This is a genomic window from Arthrobacter sp. SAFR-044, from assembly GCF_059414985.1.
The window spans coordinates 208,551-224,530 of sequence record NZ_JBPFDN010000008.1 but is presented as its reverse complement, the minus strand read 5'-3'; the positions used below and the strand labels follow the sequence as shown (position 1 = coordinate 224,530).

The 15,980-nt window shown below is 67.6% G+C and carries 15 protein-coding genes; 11 read left to right on the top strand and 4 right to left on the bottom strand.

All coding sequences use genetic code 11. The features are described from left to right. Positions 1–150: 150 nt before the first annotated feature. Genes ACR65J_RS14285 through ACR65J_RS14265 form a run of 5 tightly spaced genes read left to right on the top strand, consistent with a single transcriptional unit; the run spans position 151 to position 5,126 of the window. Complete coding sequence (locus ACR65J_RS14285) at positions 151–1,875, top strand: MFS transporter (RefSeq protein ID WP_440170086.1); 1,725 nt, start codon at positions 151–153, stop codon at positions 1,873–1,875. A 44-nt stretch (positions 1,876–1,919) separates the two neighbouring features. Continuing rightward, on the top strand, positions 1,920–3,089 hold the full coding sequence (locus ACR65J_RS14280) for a cytochrome P450 (protein WP_440170083.1): 1,170 nt from the start codon (positions 1,920–1,922) through the stop codon (positions 3,087–3,089). Beyond that, entirely contained in the window at positions 3,086–3,283 is a 198-nt protein-coding gene (locus tag ACR65J_RS14275; RefSeq protein WP_440170081.1) for a ferredoxin, read from the top strand. Before ACR65J_RS14280 ends, ACR65J_RS14275 begins: the two co-directional genes overlap by 4 nt. Then, complete coding sequence (locus ACR65J_RS14270) at positions 3,280–4,461, top strand: NAD(P)/FAD-dependent oxidoreductase (protein ID WP_440170079.1); 1,182 nt, start codon at positions 3,280–3,282, stop codon at positions 4,459–4,461. The genes ACR65J_RS14275 and ACR65J_RS14270 overlap by 4 nt, the downstream gene beginning before the upstream one ends. Before the next feature lie 50 nt (positions 4,462–4,511). Beyond that, a complete protein-coding gene (locus ACR65J_RS14265) occupies positions 4,512–5,126 on the top strand; it encodes a TetR/AcrR family transcriptional regulator (RefSeq protein ID WP_440170076.1) in 615 nt (204 codons plus the stop codon). A gap of 15 nt (positions 5,127–5,141) precedes the next feature. Here ACR65J_RS14265 and ACR65J_RS14260 read toward each other — a convergent pair whose 3' ends face one another. The 4 genes from ACR65J_RS14260 to ACR65J_RS14245 all read right to left on the bottom strand — a co-directional run bounded on the left by ACR65J_RS14260 (position 5,142) and on the right by ACR65J_RS14245 (position 9,497). Then, complete coding sequence (locus tag ACR65J_RS14260; protein ID WP_440170074.1) at positions 5,142–5,768, bottom strand: alpha/beta hydrolase; 627 nt, start codon at positions 5,766–5,768, stop codon at positions 5,142–5,144. A 37-nt stretch (positions 5,769–5,805) separates the two neighbouring features. Then, complete coding sequence (locus ACR65J_RS14255; RefSeq protein ID WP_440170072.1) at positions 5,806–6,846, bottom strand: LLM class flavin-dependent oxidoreductase; 1,041 nt, start codon at positions 6,844–6,846, stop codon at positions 5,806–5,808. A gap of 115 nt (positions 6,847–6,961) precedes the next feature. Continuing rightward, positions 6,962–8,209 carry an FAD-dependent oxidoreductase gene (locus ACR65J_RS14250; RefSeq protein WP_440170070.1) on the bottom strand — a complete coding sequence of 416 codons (1,248 nt, stop codon included), beginning with the start codon at positions 8,207–8,209 and terminating at the stop codon, positions 6,962–6,964. Continuing rightward, a complete protein-coding gene (locus ACR65J_RS14245; RefSeq protein ID WP_440170067.1) occupies positions 8,202–9,497 on the bottom strand; it encodes an MFS transporter in 1,296 nt (431 codons plus the stop codon). Before ACR65J_RS14245 ends, ACR65J_RS14250 begins: the two co-directional genes overlap by 8 nt. Positions 9,498–9,545: 48 nt before the next feature. Between ACR65J_RS14245 and ACR65J_RS14240 the strand changes: the two genes are divergently transcribed. The 6 genes from ACR65J_RS14240 to ACR65J_RS14215 all read left to right on the top strand — a co-directional run bounded on the left by ACR65J_RS14240 (position 9,546) and on the right by ACR65J_RS14215 (position 15,975). Further along, positions 9,546–10,352, top strand: a complete 807-nt coding sequence (locus ACR65J_RS14240; RefSeq protein ID WP_440170065.1) for an IclR family transcriptional regulator — start codon at positions 9,546–9,548, stop codon at positions 10,350–10,352. 119 nt (positions 10,353–10,471) lie between these two features. Then, entirely contained in the window at positions 10,472–11,614 is a 1,143-nt protein-coding gene (locus ACR65J_RS14235; RefSeq protein WP_440170062.1) for a cupin domain-containing protein, read from the top strand. Further along, on the top strand, positions 11,614–12,441 hold the full coding sequence (locus ACR65J_RS14230; protein WP_440170059.1) for a fumarylacetoacetate hydrolase family protein: 828 nt from the start codon (positions 11,614–11,616) through the stop codon (positions 12,439–12,441). The genes ACR65J_RS14235 and ACR65J_RS14230 overlap by 1 nt, the downstream gene beginning before the upstream one ends. Further along, positions 12,441–13,199, top strand: a complete 759-nt coding sequence (locus tag ACR65J_RS14225; RefSeq protein WP_440170056.1) for a maleylpyruvate isomerase family mycothiol-dependent enzyme — start codon at positions 12,441–12,443, stop codon at positions 13,197–13,199. The genes ACR65J_RS14230 and ACR65J_RS14225 overlap by 1 nt, the downstream gene beginning before the upstream one ends. A 242-nt stretch (positions 13,200–13,441) precedes the next feature. Then, positions 13,442–15,037, top strand: a complete 1,596-nt coding sequence (locus tag ACR65J_RS14220) for a PucR family transcriptional regulator (RefSeq protein WP_440170053.1) — start codon at positions 13,442–13,444, stop codon at positions 15,035–15,037. Next, positions 15,034–15,975, top strand: a complete 942-nt coding sequence (locus ACR65J_RS14215; RefSeq protein WP_440170050.1) for a glutaminase — start codon at positions 15,034–15,036, stop codon at positions 15,973–15,975. Before ACR65J_RS14220 ends, ACR65J_RS14215 begins: the two co-directional genes overlap by 4 nt. Positions 15,976–15,980 lie beyond the last annotated feature (5 nt).

Sequence of the window (15,980 nt, the reverse complement as noted above, 5' to 3'; positions counted from 1 at the left end):
GCTCCGTTGCGGTGTAGCCAGCATCACACAAAGCTTTACAGCATGTCAAGGAAACTTTCATTACGGAATTTCCTTGACACTGTGTAATACATCACTACAGACTGTTGGGAACAACACTCAACTTCGCATTGGAACAAGGGAGTTTCATCGATGAGCCTGATCCCCACCATTTCGAGCCGCGGCTCGATCCGGGCCACCTTCATCACCGCATACAGCGCCGTGACCCTGGCGCAAATCACCAATGCCCTGCCCGGCGCACTGAACGGGACCTTCGCCGTCGAATTCCGCACCTCCGGATCCGGCCTGACCTGGATCGCCGGCATGTTCATGATGGGCATCGTGGTGTTCGAGCTCAGCTGGGGCCTGCTGGGTGACCTGTTCGGCCGCAGGAAGCTGCTCTACGCCGGTGCGGCAGTGAGCATCGCAGGATCTGTCCTGGCGGCCCTGGCAGTCAACACGGAAATGATGATCGCGGCCCAGGCCGTGGGCGGCATCGGCGCCGGCATCCTCTTTCCCATTTCACTGTCCATGATCGCGGCCATCACCCCGGACCACCGGGCGCGGGCCAAGGTCATCGCCACCTGGGCAGGCTTCCTGTCGCTGGGCGCGGTCATTTCGCCCATGCTGGCGGGCCTGACGTCACAGGCTTTCACCGTTCCGGGTCCCGCGGCGGGCGCCCCCAACGCCTTCAGCGGTTGGCGGGTGGCCTATTACATCGCCGCCGCCATCGCCGTCGCCGTCCTGGTCATGGCAACCCGGGCGAAAGACTCTGCTGCTGCTGAAGGGCGAAAGCTCGATGTGCCCGGCCAGGCCACCCTGGCGCTGGGCCTGATTGCGGTGCTCTTTGCCACCGTGCAGGCGGTCGACGCCGGATTCGGCAGCACCGAGGTCATCGCCGGCTATGTTGCGGGTGCTGCCCTCCTGGTTGCCTTCGTGGTGATCGAGACACGGACGCGGCAGCCCCTGGTCCACCTGTCCCTGTTCCGGAACAGCGCCTACTCGATTACCGGAATCGTGGCCGTGACCGGCATGTTCGCCTTCCTGGCCGTCTGCTACAGCACCAGCGTCGCCGTGGGCGGCCTTGCCCTGGCCGAGGCCTGGAAAGTGGGCGTGCTGTTCGTCTTCATCCAGGGGCCGGCGTTCGCATTCATTCCGGTGGTGGGCTGGTTGATCCACCATGTGGCACCCCGGTGGGTGCTCACGGCCGGTTTCGCCTTCATGGCAGCCTCCGCCTTCTGGCTGTCCACGCTCCCGCTGGGCACGCCCGAAGCTTTCGGCGGGACACCGTGGGCCGCCTTCATCCCTCCCCTGCTCCTGCTGGGCATCGGCTTCGCACTCACGGTGGGCTCCATCACCGCCGTGGCCATCAACGCCGTCCAACCGCAGCACATCGGCATGGCATCGGCCACCACCAACCTGCTGCGCGACCTCGGCTTCGCCCTGGGTCCCGTGATCGGCTCCGCCATCGCGTTTGGCGTCGGTGCAACCGCCTTCGCCGGCCCCCTGGCAGGAATTCTTGGCGGGGCAGGCCTGCCCGCTGAAGCGGTGGCCGGGCTCTCGCACGTACCGCCGCTGGGTTACCTGTCCGGCTGGGACGGCGTCGTTGCCCAGTTCTCCGGCCAGGCCGCTGCCAGCGGCGCCCCCGCCCAGGCCGTGAACGGAATGGTGAAGGCCCTGGCCTCGGTCCAGCCCCAGATCCAGGGTGTGGCGGGGACGTCCCTGGGCCAGGGCTTCCAGACGGTCTACCTCGCGGCGGGCATCGCCGCCGTCCTGTCGGCCGTCCTCACCCTTTTCATCAGCTCCCGCTCATCAGCCCCCACGGCCGACGCCGTCGCCGAAACCACAGAAGCCAACGCCGAGGCCGTCCAGGCATGAACGGTCCAGGCCCCGAAACCCCGACTATCCGCAAGGAGACAACTGTGAACCCCATCGAATCCGATATCGACATCTGGGATGACGACATCACGGTGGACCCCTACCCCACCTACGCCGCGCTGCGTGAACTGGGCGGCGTGGTCCACCTGCCGAAGAACAACCTCTACGCCGTCACCCGCTACGACCTCATCCGCGACGTCCTGGCAGATCCCGCATCCTTCTCCTCCACCACGCTTGGCTTCAACCCGATGGTGAACGAGGCACTGCAGGGCACTTCGCTGGCCTCGGATCCGCCCATGCACACCCAGCTGCGGGCCACCCTGTCGGCGAACCTCACGCCCCGGGCCCTGCGCGGCCTTAAGGTGACCATCGACGAGAAGGCGGACAAGCTGGTTGCCGAGCTGGTGTCCACCGGCTCCTTCGACGCCATCGATTCCCTGGCCCGGGCCTTCCCGCTGGACATCGTGGCGGACTTGATCGGGTTCGGCGGCCACGTCAAGGACAACATGCTGCGCTGGGGCCAGGCCGCTATGCAGGTGATCGGCCCGCTGAACCACCGCACGCAGGAGAGCTTCCCCATTGCCGGTGCACTCTACGGCTGGTGCTCGTCTGTCACCGCGGAGGACCTGGCGCCCGGCTCCATCGGCCGCGGCATTTTCGACGCCGAGGCCCGAGGAGACATCCCCGAGGGCTCCGCAGGCCACATCATCCACCAATACCTGGGTGCCGGCGTCGACACCACCATCGCCTCCATCGGCAACATCGTGGCCCTGTTTGGCCGCCACCCGGAGCAGCTCGAGCTGGTCCGCAACAACCCCGAACTGGTTCCCGCGGCCTTCGCCGAGGTGCTGCGCTACTGGACACCCCTGCACATCTGGGGCCGTACCACCACCCGCGAGGTGGAGCTCGACGGCGTGACCGTTCCAGCAGGCGCCCAGCTCGGCATCCTTCTGGGTGCCGGCAACCGGGACCCGCGGCACTATGACAACCCGGACACCTTCGACGTGACCCGGAACCCGGTGGATCACCTGTCCTTCGGCTACGGTCCGCACGGCTGCGCCGGCCAGGGACTGGCACGCCTGGAAGGGCACGCCATCGTTGAAGCCCTGGCCCGGCGGGTGAAATCACTGTCCCTGGGCGAGGGGTACCGGGTGCCGAGCAATATCACCAGGAGCTTCGAACAGCTCCAGGTACTGGAGGTGGAAGCAGCATGAGGATCGAACTGGACCGGCCGCGCTGTGAGGGCCACGGCCTCTGCGAGGAAGCAGCGCCCGCGCTGATGCACCTGGACGACGACGGCGAACTGGTCATCGACGTCCCGGACGTGGAGGGGGACCAGGCCGAAGCGGCAGCGAAGGCCGCGGTTCGCGTTTGCCCCGTAGCAGCCCTGAAACTGGTGGCGGCGTGACGGCACGCCGGATCGTCGTCGTCGGCAACGGCATCGCTGGTTTGACTGCCTGCGACTCGCTGCGGACGGCCGGCTTCGACGGCGAACTCACGGTGGTGGGCGCTGAGCGCCACTCCCCTTACAGCCGGCCCGCCCTGTCCAAGGCGCTGCTCCACGGCGGAGACGGGCCGGCGGCGCACGAGCTGCCGGCACCGACGCACGGCGCCAGCGAGCTGCTGGGCGTCAGCGCCACAGGACTCGACGCCGGGGCACGCGTCGTGAGGCTCGACGGCGGCGGGAGCATCCCGTACGACGGGCTGGTGATCGCGTCCGGGTCCCGCGCCAGGCGGCTGGGCGGCAGCACAGAGGCGGGCCACGACGGCGAGCTGACCCTGCGCACCCTGGAGGACGCCGTCCGGCTGAAGGAACTGGTGGCCGCCCGCCCGTCGGTGATCGTGGTGGGCGGAGGCCCGCTCGGCATGGAAGTGGCGTCCGGGTGCCTGCACGGCGGCTGCGACGTCACCCTGGTGACGGACGGGGAACCACTGGTGCGGCAGCTGGGCAGCTACCTGTCCGGCATCTTCACCGCAGCCGCACGCACGAGCGGGCTCCGGATTGTCCGTGGCCCAAAGGTCCGGCTCATCCGGTCAGGGACCGCCCCGCAGGTGGCCCTGGCCGACGGAACGGTCCTGGAAGCGGACCTCCTGGTCAGCGCCATTGGCGACGTGCCGAACATCGAATGGCTGGAAGGCTCCGGCCTGCTCACCGGTGGCGTCCTGGGGGTCGATTCCCGGGGCCGCGTGCGGCCGGACATCGTGGCTGCCGGTGACGTGGCGTTCTTCCCCACGCAACGTGGACTGAGCCGGGTCCCGCTATGGACCAGCGCGATCGACCAAGCCAAGGCCGCCGCCGTCGGCCTCCTCCTGGGAGATGACGCACCGCCGCTGGAATTCCAGCCCTACTTCTGGACGGAAGCCTTTGGACTGTCGCTTAAATCGGTGGGCTTCACGCCAGTGGAAGGAGCACCGGACCTCCAGGAACAGGGCGCCGACACCGATTCGGCGCTGCTGCGCTGGGAACATGCCGATGGCTCCGGAACTGCGGCGGCCATCAACTACCGCATCCCCATCCCCAAGCTGCGGCGGCTGGCCAACACGGGGTCGCAGGTGGCCCGGCCGGCCGAACCCGTGACGGCCTGAGGCCGCCACCCCCGGCTCCAGCGCCCGGACTGCACGTTAGGATTGACGCTATGCCATCGCTGCGCGAAGCCCAGAAGCAGCTCACGCGGGACACCATCGTGGAACGGGCGCTGGGGCTTTTCACCGAAAAGGGCTACGCCGCCACCACCATCGATGAGATCGCCGCGTCAGCCGGAACCACCCGTGTGACCTTTTACGCGTACTACCCCACGCGCGCAGACCTGATGCGGGACTTCATGGCCCGGGTGAACGCCGTCCTGGAGCGCGCCGACGGCCCCGACAGTGGATCAACCGCCCCGGACCTGGTGCAGGTGGTGCAGGACGGCAAGCTGGCCGGCATCCTGTCCTGGCTCGAATCCCGGGCAGCGCTGTGGCCGGTCTTCCGGCCCTACCTTGACGTCCTCGACGAGGCCGCGGCGGTGGACCCCGAGGTGCGCAGCATGGTGGAGCGCTGGCACGAAGAAGTCATCACGGACATGGTCCGCGGCATGCAGCTCGCCGGGCGCTTCGCCGGGGAAACCCGCCATATCCGCGGCACCCTGGCCTTCACGCAGCTCGACTACGTGGCCACGCTGTGGACCCGCCGCAAGATGGAGCCGAACCGCGAGCACGCCCTGGAAGTGCTGGCGGACAGCTGGTACCACCTGCTCTGCGACGAAGGCTGACCAGGGCAGCGGAAGTCAGGCCCGTTCGGTGATCCAGGCGGCAAGTTCGGCGGCAGTTTCCGCGGTGAGGGAGTGTCCGCCCGGATCCTTGCGGGAGTGGGTGTCCGCCCCTGAGGCCCCCCGGAGGTAGTCCCAGGTGCGGTTCAGCAGGTCAGCCGGGATGACGGTGTCGGCGCCACCGTGGGCCAGGAACACCGGAGCGCCGGCAAGCCGGTCCGGGGACGTTGGGACACCAGCCTCGAACGGCAGCGTCCCGTAAAGGACGGCGGTGCCTGCAAAACGTTCCGGATCAGCCAGCAGCAACCCGCCCGCGAACGCCGCACCGCCACTGAAGCCGACCAGGATCACCGGCCGTCCTTCCGGGGCGATCGGGTCCAGCCAGGTACGGAACCATTCCATTGTCTGGGCCAGGGACTCGGCCACGGGGCGCCCTGTCCCCCGGTTCGCGAACCAGGCGAATCCGCCCCTTGCCGGGATCGGCGCCCGGACGGCTGCGTAAGAGTGGCCTGCGGGAAGGTGGTTGGCCAGTCCGATGATTCCTGATTCGTCCGATCCGCGCCCGTGCAGCAGCACCACGAGCGGGCGGTTGGGATCGTCGGGGCTCTGCCAGGCGACGGTGGGTTCCGCGAACGGTGCGTGCATATCGTGTCCTTGGTGTTGGTGGTGGAAATGGCTTGGGTCAGGCAGGGGCCGGGGCCCCGATTTCCCGGTTGACGGCGGGCATGATTTCGGTGGCGAGCAGCTCGATGGAACGCGCGGTCTCAGCGAACGGCAGCCCGCCCAGGCCGATCTGGGCCATGTACCTGCTGGTGCCCAGCGCCTCATGGATGGCGAGGAGTTTCTCCACCACCTGCTGGGGGCTTCCAACCAACAGGCCACCACCGGGTTCAGACCATTCATCGAACGTGGAGCGCGGGAAGTGGTCCACGGGCCTCGGCATGTTTTGCTCGAAGTAGGCCCGGTAATAGGGGTAGAAGGTGTCGCGTGCCTGCTGGGAGGTGGGCGCCGCGTAGAAGTGGCCGCCGGCACCCACCGGCAGGGCGGAGGCGTCATGCCCGGCCTCGGCCGCGGTGTGCCGGTACAGCTCCACCAGGCGGCGGAACCGCTCGGGTCCGGACAGCAGCGCAACAAACAAAGGTAGGCCCAGCCGTCCCGCGCGGGCGAAACTTGCCGGCGTTCCGCCCACTCCCACCCAGACGGGAAGCTTTTCCTGGAGCGGCCGCGGGGCAATGTCCATGCCGGGGATGGTTTGGGTCAACGTGCCCTGCCAGTCCAGGGAGGCGTTGTCCCGAAGCTTCAGCAGCATGCGCAGCTTTTCGTCGAAGAGGGCGTCGTAATCCGCGGTGTCGTAGCCGAACAGCGGGTAGGACTCGATGAAAGCGCCCCTGCCGGCGATGATCTCCGCGCGGCCACCGGACACCAGGTCCAGGGTGGCGAACTGCTCGAAGAGCCGCACCGGGTCCTGGGTGGAAAGCACGGTGACCGCTGTGCTCAACCTCAGGTTGGTCGTCTCGCGGGCAACCGCGGCCAGCACCATTTCGGGGGCGGACAAGGCGAAGTCGTGGCGGTGATGCTCACCCAGGCCCAGGACGCTGATGCCTGCCTGGTCTGCCAGCTTGGCCAGCCGGATAATGTCTTCCAGCCGCTGGTGCGGCGACTCGGCCAGCCCGGTGTGTCCGTTGCGGGACAGTTCGCCAAAAGTAAAAATGCCAAAGTCCATATTTGTTGAACATTCAACTTTACAGAAGTATTCCGGCACCCAGCAGCCAAGCAAAAGGCGGGCGTACGACGCCGGGAGCCACCCGCCGTCGTACGCCCGCCTTGGATCGCGGTGCTTAGGCTTCCACCAGCACTGCGCCGGCCGGAACCTCCGCCGGGGCACCGGGTACGTCGCGGCCGTACAGCCAGTCGTTGTACTGGAAGTTGTTGTCGCCGCGGCTCTTGAACAGCATGTTGCGCAGGACGCGTGCCACGCCGTCCACGTGCCAGGACTCGCCCCAGATCCGGGCGGTGGTCTGGACGCGTGCGGTGCGGGCTGCCCGGGTTTCGTTGAACTCGCGGAAGGCATCTTTCCACGCACCGGCGTCGATGCCTTCGGGCGTGAAGACCTTATTCTGCGCGGCGTCCTGGAGCACTGCCGCGTCCTCCAGCGCCTGGCAGGCGCCCTGGGCCAGGTACTGCAGCATCGGGTGGGCGGCATCACCGATCAGCGCCATGCGGCCGGAGACCCAGTTCTCGATCGGGTTGCGGTCGTACATGGGCCAGCGGATGCCGGTGGCCAGGTTCTTCAGGGCTTCCTGCACGGCGGGGACGCAGTCCTTGTAGGCTGCCTGGAGTTCGTCCACGCCGCCGTACTGCTCTTCGCCGCGTTCGAACGACGGGGACTTGAAAACTGCCACGGTGTTGAGCAACTGGCCCTTGCGGAGCGGGTACTGGACCAGGTGGCAGTTCGGGCCAAGGTAGACAATGACGTCCTCCAGGTCCGCGGCAGGGGTTTCCTCGGTGATGGGCACGGTGCCGCGGTACGCCACGTAGGCGGAGTTGACCGGGCCGTCGTCGGCGACGGTGGCGCGGAGGGTGGACTTCAGTCCGTCCGCTGCCAGGATGGCGTCGGCTTCGAACACCTCACCCTTGGCGGTGTAGGCGCGGGCGCGGTCGCCGTCGGTCTCCACCTTCTGCACCAGGACGTCGTTCACCAGGGTGACGCCGGCTTCCTGGCAGGCTTCGAGCAGGATCCGGTGCAGGTCGCTGCGGTGGATGACAACGTAGGGGGCGCCGTAGCGTTCCTCGAACTCGCCGCCCAGGGCCTGGCGGGTCAGCTCCTCGCCGGTGATGGCGTCGCGGAACACCAGGTGCTTAGGCTGGACGCCGATTTCCAGCGCCTTTTCCAGCAGGCCCCAGCGCTTGAGCACGCGGGAGGCGTTGGGGGCCATCTGCAGGCCGGCGCCGACTTCGCCGAAGGCGGGTGCCACTTCAACCAGGGTGACGTCGGCGCCGTTTTCGCGAAGCGCCAGCGCTCCGGCAAGCCCGGCCATGCCGCCGCCCACTACCAGGACGTCGGTAGACGCTTTGACGTTAGACATTGGAAACTCCTACTGCTGTTGATTTCTTGATTTTGGTACCGACGGCTGCGAGCAGGACTGCTGCTGCTGCGGCTGCTCCGGCAAATGCCAGGAAGTTTGAGTTCACGCCCAGGCCCGCTGCGAGCAGGAGCCCGCCGGCCTGGGGCGCTGCCACGGCCCCGATCCGGCCAACGCCAAGCGCCCACCCCAGGGCGGTGCCGCGCAGGTGTGCCGGGTAGTGGCTTGCCACGGCGGCGATGATCAGGCACTGGGTGCCATGCGTGCCCACGCCGGCGAGCACCAGCATGAGGTAGACGACGGCGACGGGTGGCCCGGTCACCAGGACCAGCAATCCGATGGCGGCCACGGCCGCTGCCGCGATCGCGGTGGGGATGGGGCCGAACCGGGTGCCGGCCCAGGCGGTGAGCACCGAGCCCGCCACGGCACCCAGGTTGAGGGCCAGTGCGAACGTCAGGGCGGACCCGAGGTTGTAGCCTGCCAACTGCATGAGGTTGGGCAGCCAGGTGCCCAACCCGTACCAGGCGAAGAGGGTCACCAGGGTGCCGATGGCGAACAGCAGGCTGATGCCGAGATAGGGCGCCCGAAGCAGGGACCCGAACCCGACGGCGTCCTTGGCGGTGCGGCCCGGGGCTGCGCCCTTGGGGCCCGGTGCCAGCGTCTCCGGCAGGTAGCGGATGCCCAGCGGGATGACCACCACCAGGGCGACGACGGCCACCAGGAACATGACCGGCCAGCCGAAGGCGGGAATCAGCGGGATGCCGACGAGTGCGGCTATGGAGCCGCCGATGGGAACGCCGGACATCATGAGCGTGGCGATGGTGGACCGCCACTTCGCGGGAACGAGTTCTGCCACCAGGGCATTGGCTGAGGGCACCAGGCCGCCCAGGCCGATGCCTGCCAGGAGCCGCAGGCCGCCGAAGACCGGCGCATTGGGGGCAAAGGCGCAGAGGATGGTGAAGAGGGAGAACACGACGGCGCAGCCGATGATGGTGCGCCGGCGGCCCCAGGTGTCGGACATGCGGCCGGCGAAGACCGCTCCGATCATCATGCCGATGAAGGCCATCGACCCGATGGTGCCCGCGGTGGCCTTGGTCAGGCCCCAGCCGGTGTCGCTGATGAGCGAGCCCTGGACCGTACCGTAAACGATCAGGTCGTAGCCGTCGAAAACGACCAGCAGCCAGCACACCAGGACGGCAAGCACGGAACGCCGGGGAAACCCGGAACGGCCGGCGCCCGGAGCGGGGGCGGCCATGCGCTGCGGCGCTGCAGCGGAAGTTGTGTGATTCATCCCACCACTGTGCTGGCAGCCGTACCGCTCCGCACATAAGATTCTGTCATGCAGAATCTTCCTGCCCGCCGGAAGCCCACCTACTCGATCGAAGCGGTGGACAACGCCCTGCAGCTGCTGCAACTCCTGCGGGACGTGGGCAGCCTGCGGCTCAAGGACGCCGCGGCGGAACTGGGCGTGGCCCCGTCCACTGCCCACCGGCTCCTGGCCATGCTGGTCTACCGCGGCTTCGCAGTGCAGGACGAAACGCGCCGGTACGTACCGGGCCCGGCGATGGGAGCAGGTCCCGCCGGGTTCAGCTGGACCCGGCAGCTGCGGGACATATCCCGGCCCCACATGGAAGTCCTGTGCGCCCGCACCAACGAGACTGTCAACCTGATGATCCGGGTGGGCACCAAGGTCCGCTTCCTGGACACGGTGGAAAGCTCGAATATCCTGCGCGTCGGGGACCGCCAAGGGACGTTGCTCCCGGCGCACAAGGCGTCGGGCGGGAAGGCCATCCTGGCCGAGCTGGAACCGGCCGCGCTGGAACAGCTGTTCCGCAGCCCCAACGCGGAGCTGGCCGGCGACTACATTCCCGACGCCGAGTACCCGGCATTCCTGCGCGAGCTTGAGTCGGTGCGGGCCAACGGATTCGCCGCCAACTTCGAGGGCACCGAGGAGGGCATCAGCGCCTTTGGGATGGCGCTGCACAACGGCACGGGCATGGTGGTGGGCGCGTTGAGCGTGGCCACTCCCGTGGCAAGGTTCCGGCGGCTGTTCGACGCCGGGCTGGTGGGCGTGATGATGGAAACCCGGCGCCAGCTGGAGATGGACATCGCGGCCAATCCGGTGGACGGGGCACAGCACCCCTGAGGCTTTCCACAGGATGCCTCGAAAAGAATTCTGGCAGACAGAATATGCTGGAGATCACAGCCAGCCTTCCTTAGGGTCGAATCCACGTCGCACTCAGTCCGCACGCAAGGAGAAGGCCAGTGTCCATCAGCGCTGAAAACCAAACGCACGAATCCGTGGCGCAGGAACACCATGTTCCCGAGCCCACCCTGGAGGAGGCTGCCCAGCTGGAGCAGCTCTACAAGGATTTCACCAAGGAAAACCTGATTCCGCTGTGGACGGAGATCGCGGACCTGATGCCCATGGTCCCGTCCCCCAAGGCGGTACCGCACGTGTGGCGGTGGGATGACCTGTACCCGCTCGCCGCCCGCGCCGGCGACCTGGTGCCCGTGGGCCGTGGTGGGGAACGCAGGGCCATCGCCCTGGCCAACCCTGGCCTGGCCGGGACCCCCTACGCCACCCCCACCCTGTGGGCGGCGATCCAGTACCTGGGCGGCCGGGAGACAGCCCCGGAGCACCGCCACTCCCAGAACGCCTTCCGCTTCGTCGTCGAAGGCGAAGGCGTGTGGACCGTGGTGAACGGCGATCCCGTACGCATGTCCCGCGGCGACTTCCTGCTCACCCCGGGCTGGAACTTCCACGGCCACCACAATGACACCGATGAGCCCATGGCCTGGATCGACGGCCTGGACATCCCGTTCGTCCACTACGCCGATGCCGGGTTCTTCGAATTCGGCACCGAGCGCGTCACCGACGAGGCCACCCCGGACATCTCCCGTTCCGAACGGCTCTGGGCCCACCCCGGCCTGCGCCCGCTCTCCGGACTGGAGAACACCACCAACTCCCCCATCGCCGCCTACCGGTGGAAGCACACCGACGCCGCGCTGCGCGAGCAACTGCTCCTGGAGGACGAGGGCCACCCCGCCACCGTGTCCCAGGGCCACGCCGCCATCCGGTACACCAACCCCACCACCGGCGGGGACGTCATGCCCACTATCCGCGCCGAATTCCACCGCCTCCGCGCCGGCGCCACCACCGAGACCGTCCGTGAAGTGGGCTCCAGCGTCTGGCAGGTCTTCGAAGGCACCGGCACCGTGACCCTGAACGGCGAAACCCGGGTCCTGGCCAAGGGCGACCTGTTCGTGGTCCCGTCCTGGGCCGCCTGGTCCCTGCAGGCCGACGCAGGTTCTCAAACGGAGTTTGATTTGTTCCGGTTCAGCGACGCACCCATCTTTGAGCGCCTGAACTTCAACCGCACCTACATCGAAGGACGCACCAAGTAATGAAACTCCTCACCCTCCGCCTCGACAACGGCGGCACCGCGGCAGTCCGCCAGGACGGCGACACCCTCACCGAGATTCCCGGCTTCTCAGACGTCGGGGCCCTGCTGAAGGACCCCAACTGGCAAGCCACGGCGAAGGCGGCCAACGGCGCAACCCACGCCCTGAACGGCGCCGACCTCGCCGCCGTCGTGCCCGCCCCCGGCAAGATCATCTGCGTGGGCCATAACTACCGCAACCACATCAAGGAAATGGGCCGGGAGGTTCCCGAGCACCCCACCCTGTTCGCCAAATACGCCGAATCCCTGATCGGCCCCAATGACGACCTGGCCCTGCCGCAGGAATCGGACACCGTGGATTGGGAAGCCGAACTCGCCGTCGTCATCGGCAAGGCCGGCCGCCGCATCCCCGAAGCCGAAGCCGCTGAGCACATCGCCGGGTACTCCGTGCTCAACGACGTCTCCATGCGCGACTACCAGTTCCGCACCATCCAGTGGCTGCAGGGCAAGACCTGGGAGAAGTCCACCCCGTTCGGGCCGGCCCTGGTCACCAAGGACGAGTTCACGGCCGGCCCGCTGATGACCTCCGCCGTGGATGGCGAAGTCCAGCAGAGCACCCCCACCTCGGACCTGGTGTTCACCCCGGAGTTCCTGGTCTCCTACATCTCCACCATCATCACCCTGAACCCGGGCGACGTGATCGCCACCGGCACCCCCGGCGGCGTGGGCCACGCCCAGGACCCCAAGCGCTACCTGCAGGAGGGCCAGGTCCTGGTCACCACCATCGAGGGCCTGGGCCAGCTGACCAACCGCGTGGTCAAGGAAGCCTGATGGTTGCCCGGCACGACCAGACCACCGATCCCGTCCTGCTCGACGGGCTCCTGCAGGCCCGCCGCGGCACCGCGTTCTTCGCCCGCAAGCTCAACGAGCTCAACGACGCGGAACTGGACGGGAACTCGCTCCTGCCGGGCTGGACCCGCCGCCACGTTGTAGCCCACGTGGGCTACAACGCGCGGGCCATCGCGCGGCTGGTCGAATGGGCAGCCACCGGCGTGGAGACCCCCATGTACCCCTCGGTGGAGGTCCGCAACCACGAAATCGACTTCGGCGCCACCCTCTCCCCCATCGCACTGCGGAACCTGTTCGACCACTCCGCCGTGCACCTCAACGTCGAATGGCGCGACCTGCCCGCCGACAACTGGCACCACAAGGTCAAAACCGTCCAGGGCCGCGTGGTTCCCGCCGAGGAAACCGTGTGGATGCGGACCCGGGAGGTGTGGGTGCACGCCGTGGACCTGGACAACGGGGCCACGTTCAAGGACATCCCGGCCCCGGTCCTGGAACGGCTGCTGGCGGACATCACCGGCGCCTGGCACGCCCGCGGCACGGACAAGGACCTGGTGGTCGAAGTCACTGGACAGCCAAACGCCCTGACCTTCGGGGACACGGCAGCCGCCTCCCCCACCGTGGTGTCCGGCTCCCTGGCCGCCATTGCACAGTGGGCCACCGGCCGCGGCAGGGACGGCACCACGGCGCAACGCGACGGCGAATCCACCACCCCCGCGCCTCCGGCACCGGCCTGGATCTAGCTGTAGATCGAGCGCCCGGGCAAGCCATGTGCCACACCGCACCAAAGGCGGGCCAGCATACGTTGGCCCGCCTTTGTCGTGCCGTCCGGGCTCCTCCCGCGCCGCTGGCCTTCGCCTCGGGCTGCAAACCAAAAATCCGCCCCTGCGTTTGGGACCGGGCCCATAATCAGGACGGCGGCCGCTGGATAGCATGAAGTGACCGGACAGAGCTGTCCGGCGGGATCGACGCAAAAGGAAAACCAATGGCCGCGGTTACGGTGGATGACATCCTCACGGATCTCCCCCTCGGCTTCGCCAGCCTCATCCTCCGCCCAGCCCCCTCCGCTCCGGCCATTGAACGGTTCCTGATTGTCGACGCCGACGACGAGTCCGTCCAGGCTGCCGGCGCGTTTGTCCTGCTCATCGGTGTCCGCGGCCGCTCCGCGCTGCCGGCGCTCCGGCGGCTCCTGAAAGACCCGCCACCGGTAGTAGCCGTCAAGGGCAACCGCGAAGACCTCGCCGAAGCGGAAGAACTCCTGCAGGCAGCGGGCTCGGGCCTCCTGCTGGTTGATCCGGCCGCCGACTGGGACCGCCTGCTGTCCATCGCCAAGGACCGGATCCAGCCGCGCAGCTACGAGAGCGAAGTCCTCACCCTGCTCGAGGAAGACCTGTTCGCCATCGCCCAGACCACGGCCAGGCTCACCTCCAGCCACGTGCTGATCGAGGACGCCGCCAACAAGGTCCTGGCATACTCCACCGTCACCAACGACATCGACGAGCTCCGCAAAGCGTCCATCCTGTCCCGCCGCGGCCCACGGAAGTACGAGCTGCTGCTCAAGGACCTGGGTGCATACCGCGAACTCCACCGCACCCGGCAACCGGTCCGCGTACCTGCCCGGCCCCAGGACGGGCTGCGTGAACGGGTGGCCATCGCGCTCTTCGCCGGGGAACGGATCATGGGCTACATCTGGCTCCAGGAGACCGGAGAGGGTTTCGGCCCTGACGTGGAGTACGTCCTCACCGGATCCGCAGCCAGGGTTTCCGCCGAACTGATCCGCTACCGCAACCAGCAGTCCGTCCACATGCGGGAAGACCGGGTTGCCCGGATCCTGTCAGGCCCCGCCGAGGCAGCGGCCAGCGCCCACAGTGGAAAGATCCCCTCGGAGCGTCCCGCGGCACTTCTCCTGATCGGCATGTCCGACGCCGATTCCCGGGCTGACGACGCCGCGCTCAAGCACGGCGAACTGGCCAACCTGGCCTCCATTCACGCCGCCGCCTACAAGGCGTCCGCCGTCGTGGGCCAGTTCAATGGTGACACCGCCGTCATCATGCCGGACCTGCAGTCCAGCACGGCGGAGGCAGGGCTGAGGTCCCTTGCGGAGGCGGTGGTCAAGGATGCCCGCAAACACCTGGGCATCACTCCCTTCGCCGCCGTCGGACCGCTGGCGCCTGATCTGCTGTCCATCCACCGGGTTACCGGCATCACGGAGGCCTTGCTGGCCTGCGTGCGGAACGCCACACCGGGCACGGTGGCCACCGTTGACGATTTCGAGGCGGAGATCCTCTACCGCGAGGCTGTCCGGAACTTCCACAGCTCACCCTTCCGGCACCGCAGCATGGCGGGGCTGCTCCAGGAGGATGCAGACCTCGCCGCGACCCTGCAGGCTTACTTCGACGCCTGCTTCGACGTCTCCGAGTGCGCCAAACGCATGAACCTGCACAAAAACACGGTCTACTACCGCGTTGCCAAGGCGGCCAGGGTCACCGGCCTGGACTTCGGCAACCCCCGCGACTCATTGGTGGCCCTGCTCCATCTCCAGGAGTGGGCCTCCTCCACCGACAATTCAGGCAGGAAATGAGCACCACACTCAGCGCACCGCCCCTGGGCCTCCTCCTCGAGGACATCGTCCGGCGGCACCGGCCCCGGCAGAACGCCGGCAGCGTTCCCACCAACATTCCTTTCCTGGCCACGGTCCCGTTTGACCGCTTCGGAATCGCTGTTGCCACCACCTCCGGCGAGGTCTTCAGCTCCGGGGACGCCGGCGTTCCCTTCTCCATCCAAAGCATTTCCAAGGTGTTCACCCTGGCCATGGCCCTGCAGGGCGGAAGGTCCACAGGTCTTTGGTCCCGGGTGCTGCGCGAACCCTCTGGAACGTCCTTCAACTCCCTGGTCCAGCTGGAGGCCGAAAAGGGCATTCCGCGCAATCCCTTCATCAATGCAGGCGCCCTGGTGGTCACCGACCACCTGCTGGAAGAGGCGCCCGACGCCGCCACGCAACTCCTGCGGTTCCTCACCGAACAGGCGGGTAACCCCGGAGGACCGGTCCCGTTCATTGAAGAGGCCACCGCTGCCGGCGAGCTGGAGAGCAGCAGCCGCAACCTGGCCCTGGCGCACTTCCTCAAGGATTTTGGCAACCTCACCCGGCCGGCCGCCGTCGTCGTGGAGAACTATGTGCGCCAGTGCTCCATCATGATGACCTGCGTTCAGCTGGCCAAGGCCGGCCTGTTCCTCGCCAACAACGGTCAGGGAACATCCGGCAGGGTACTGTCCCCCAGCGAGGCCAAACGGATCGGTTCCATCATGCTGACCTGCGGCATGTATGACGCCGCCGGCGAATTCGCCTACCGGGTGGGTTTGCCCGGCAAGAGCGGGGTAGGCGGCGGCATTCTGGTCATCGTCCCGGGCCAGTGCGCCATTTGCGTCTGGAGTCCCCGGCTGGATGCCAAGGGCAACTCCCTTGCCGGCACCGCAGCCCTTGCCGACCTCTCCGACCGCACCGGCTGGTCAGTCTTCTAAGTTTC

Bases quoted from the DNA above. Each gene is read 5' to 3' on its own strand.
- ACR65J_RS14285 (WP_440170086.1), top strand. From the start codon at position 151: ATGAGCCTGATCCCCACCATTTCGAGCCGCGGCTCGATCCGGGCCACC.
- ACR65J_RS14275 (WP_440170081.1), top strand. From the start codon at position 3,086: ATGAGGATCGAACTGGACCGGCCGCGCTGTGAGGGCCACGGCCTCTGC.
- ACR65J_RS14265 (WP_440170076.1), top strand. From the start codon at position 4,512: ATGCCATCGCTGCGCGAAGCCCAGAAGCAGCTCACGCGGGACACCATC.
- ACR65J_RS14260 (WP_440170074.1), bottom strand. From the start codon at position 5,768: ATGCACGCACCGTTCGCGGAACCCACCGTCGCCTGGCAGAGCCCCGAC.
- ACR65J_RS14255 (WP_440170072.1), bottom strand. From the start codon at position 6,846: ATGGACTTTGGCATTTTTACTTTTGGCGAACTGTCCCGCAACGGACAC.
- ACR65J_RS14250 (WP_440170070.1), bottom strand. From the start codon at position 8,209: ATGTCTAACGTCAAAGCGTCTACCGACGTCCTGGTAGTGGGCGGCGGC.
- ACR65J_RS14245 (WP_440170067.1), bottom strand. From the start codon at position 9,497: ATGAATCACACAACTTCCGCTGCAGCGCCGCAGCGCATGGCCGCCCCC.
- ACR65J_RS14240 (WP_440170065.1), top strand. From the start codon at position 9,546: ATGCAGAATCTTCCTGCCCGCCGGAAGCCCACCTACTCGATCGAAGCG.
- ACR65J_RS14230 (WP_440170059.1), top strand. From the start codon at position 11,614: ATGAAACTCCTCACCCTCCGCCTCGACAACGGCGGCACCGCGGCAGTC.
- ACR65J_RS14225 (WP_440170056.1), top strand. From the start codon at position 12,441: ATGGTTGCCCGGCACGACCAGACCACCGATCCCGTCCTGCTCGACGGG.
- ACR65J_RS14220 (WP_440170053.1), top strand. From the start codon at position 13,442: ATGGCCGCGGTTACGGTGGATGACATCCTCACGGATCTCCCCCTCGGC.
- ACR65J_RS14215 (WP_440170050.1), top strand. From the start codon at position 15,034: ATGAGCACCACACTCAGCGCACCGCCCCTGGGCCTCCTCCTCGAGGAC.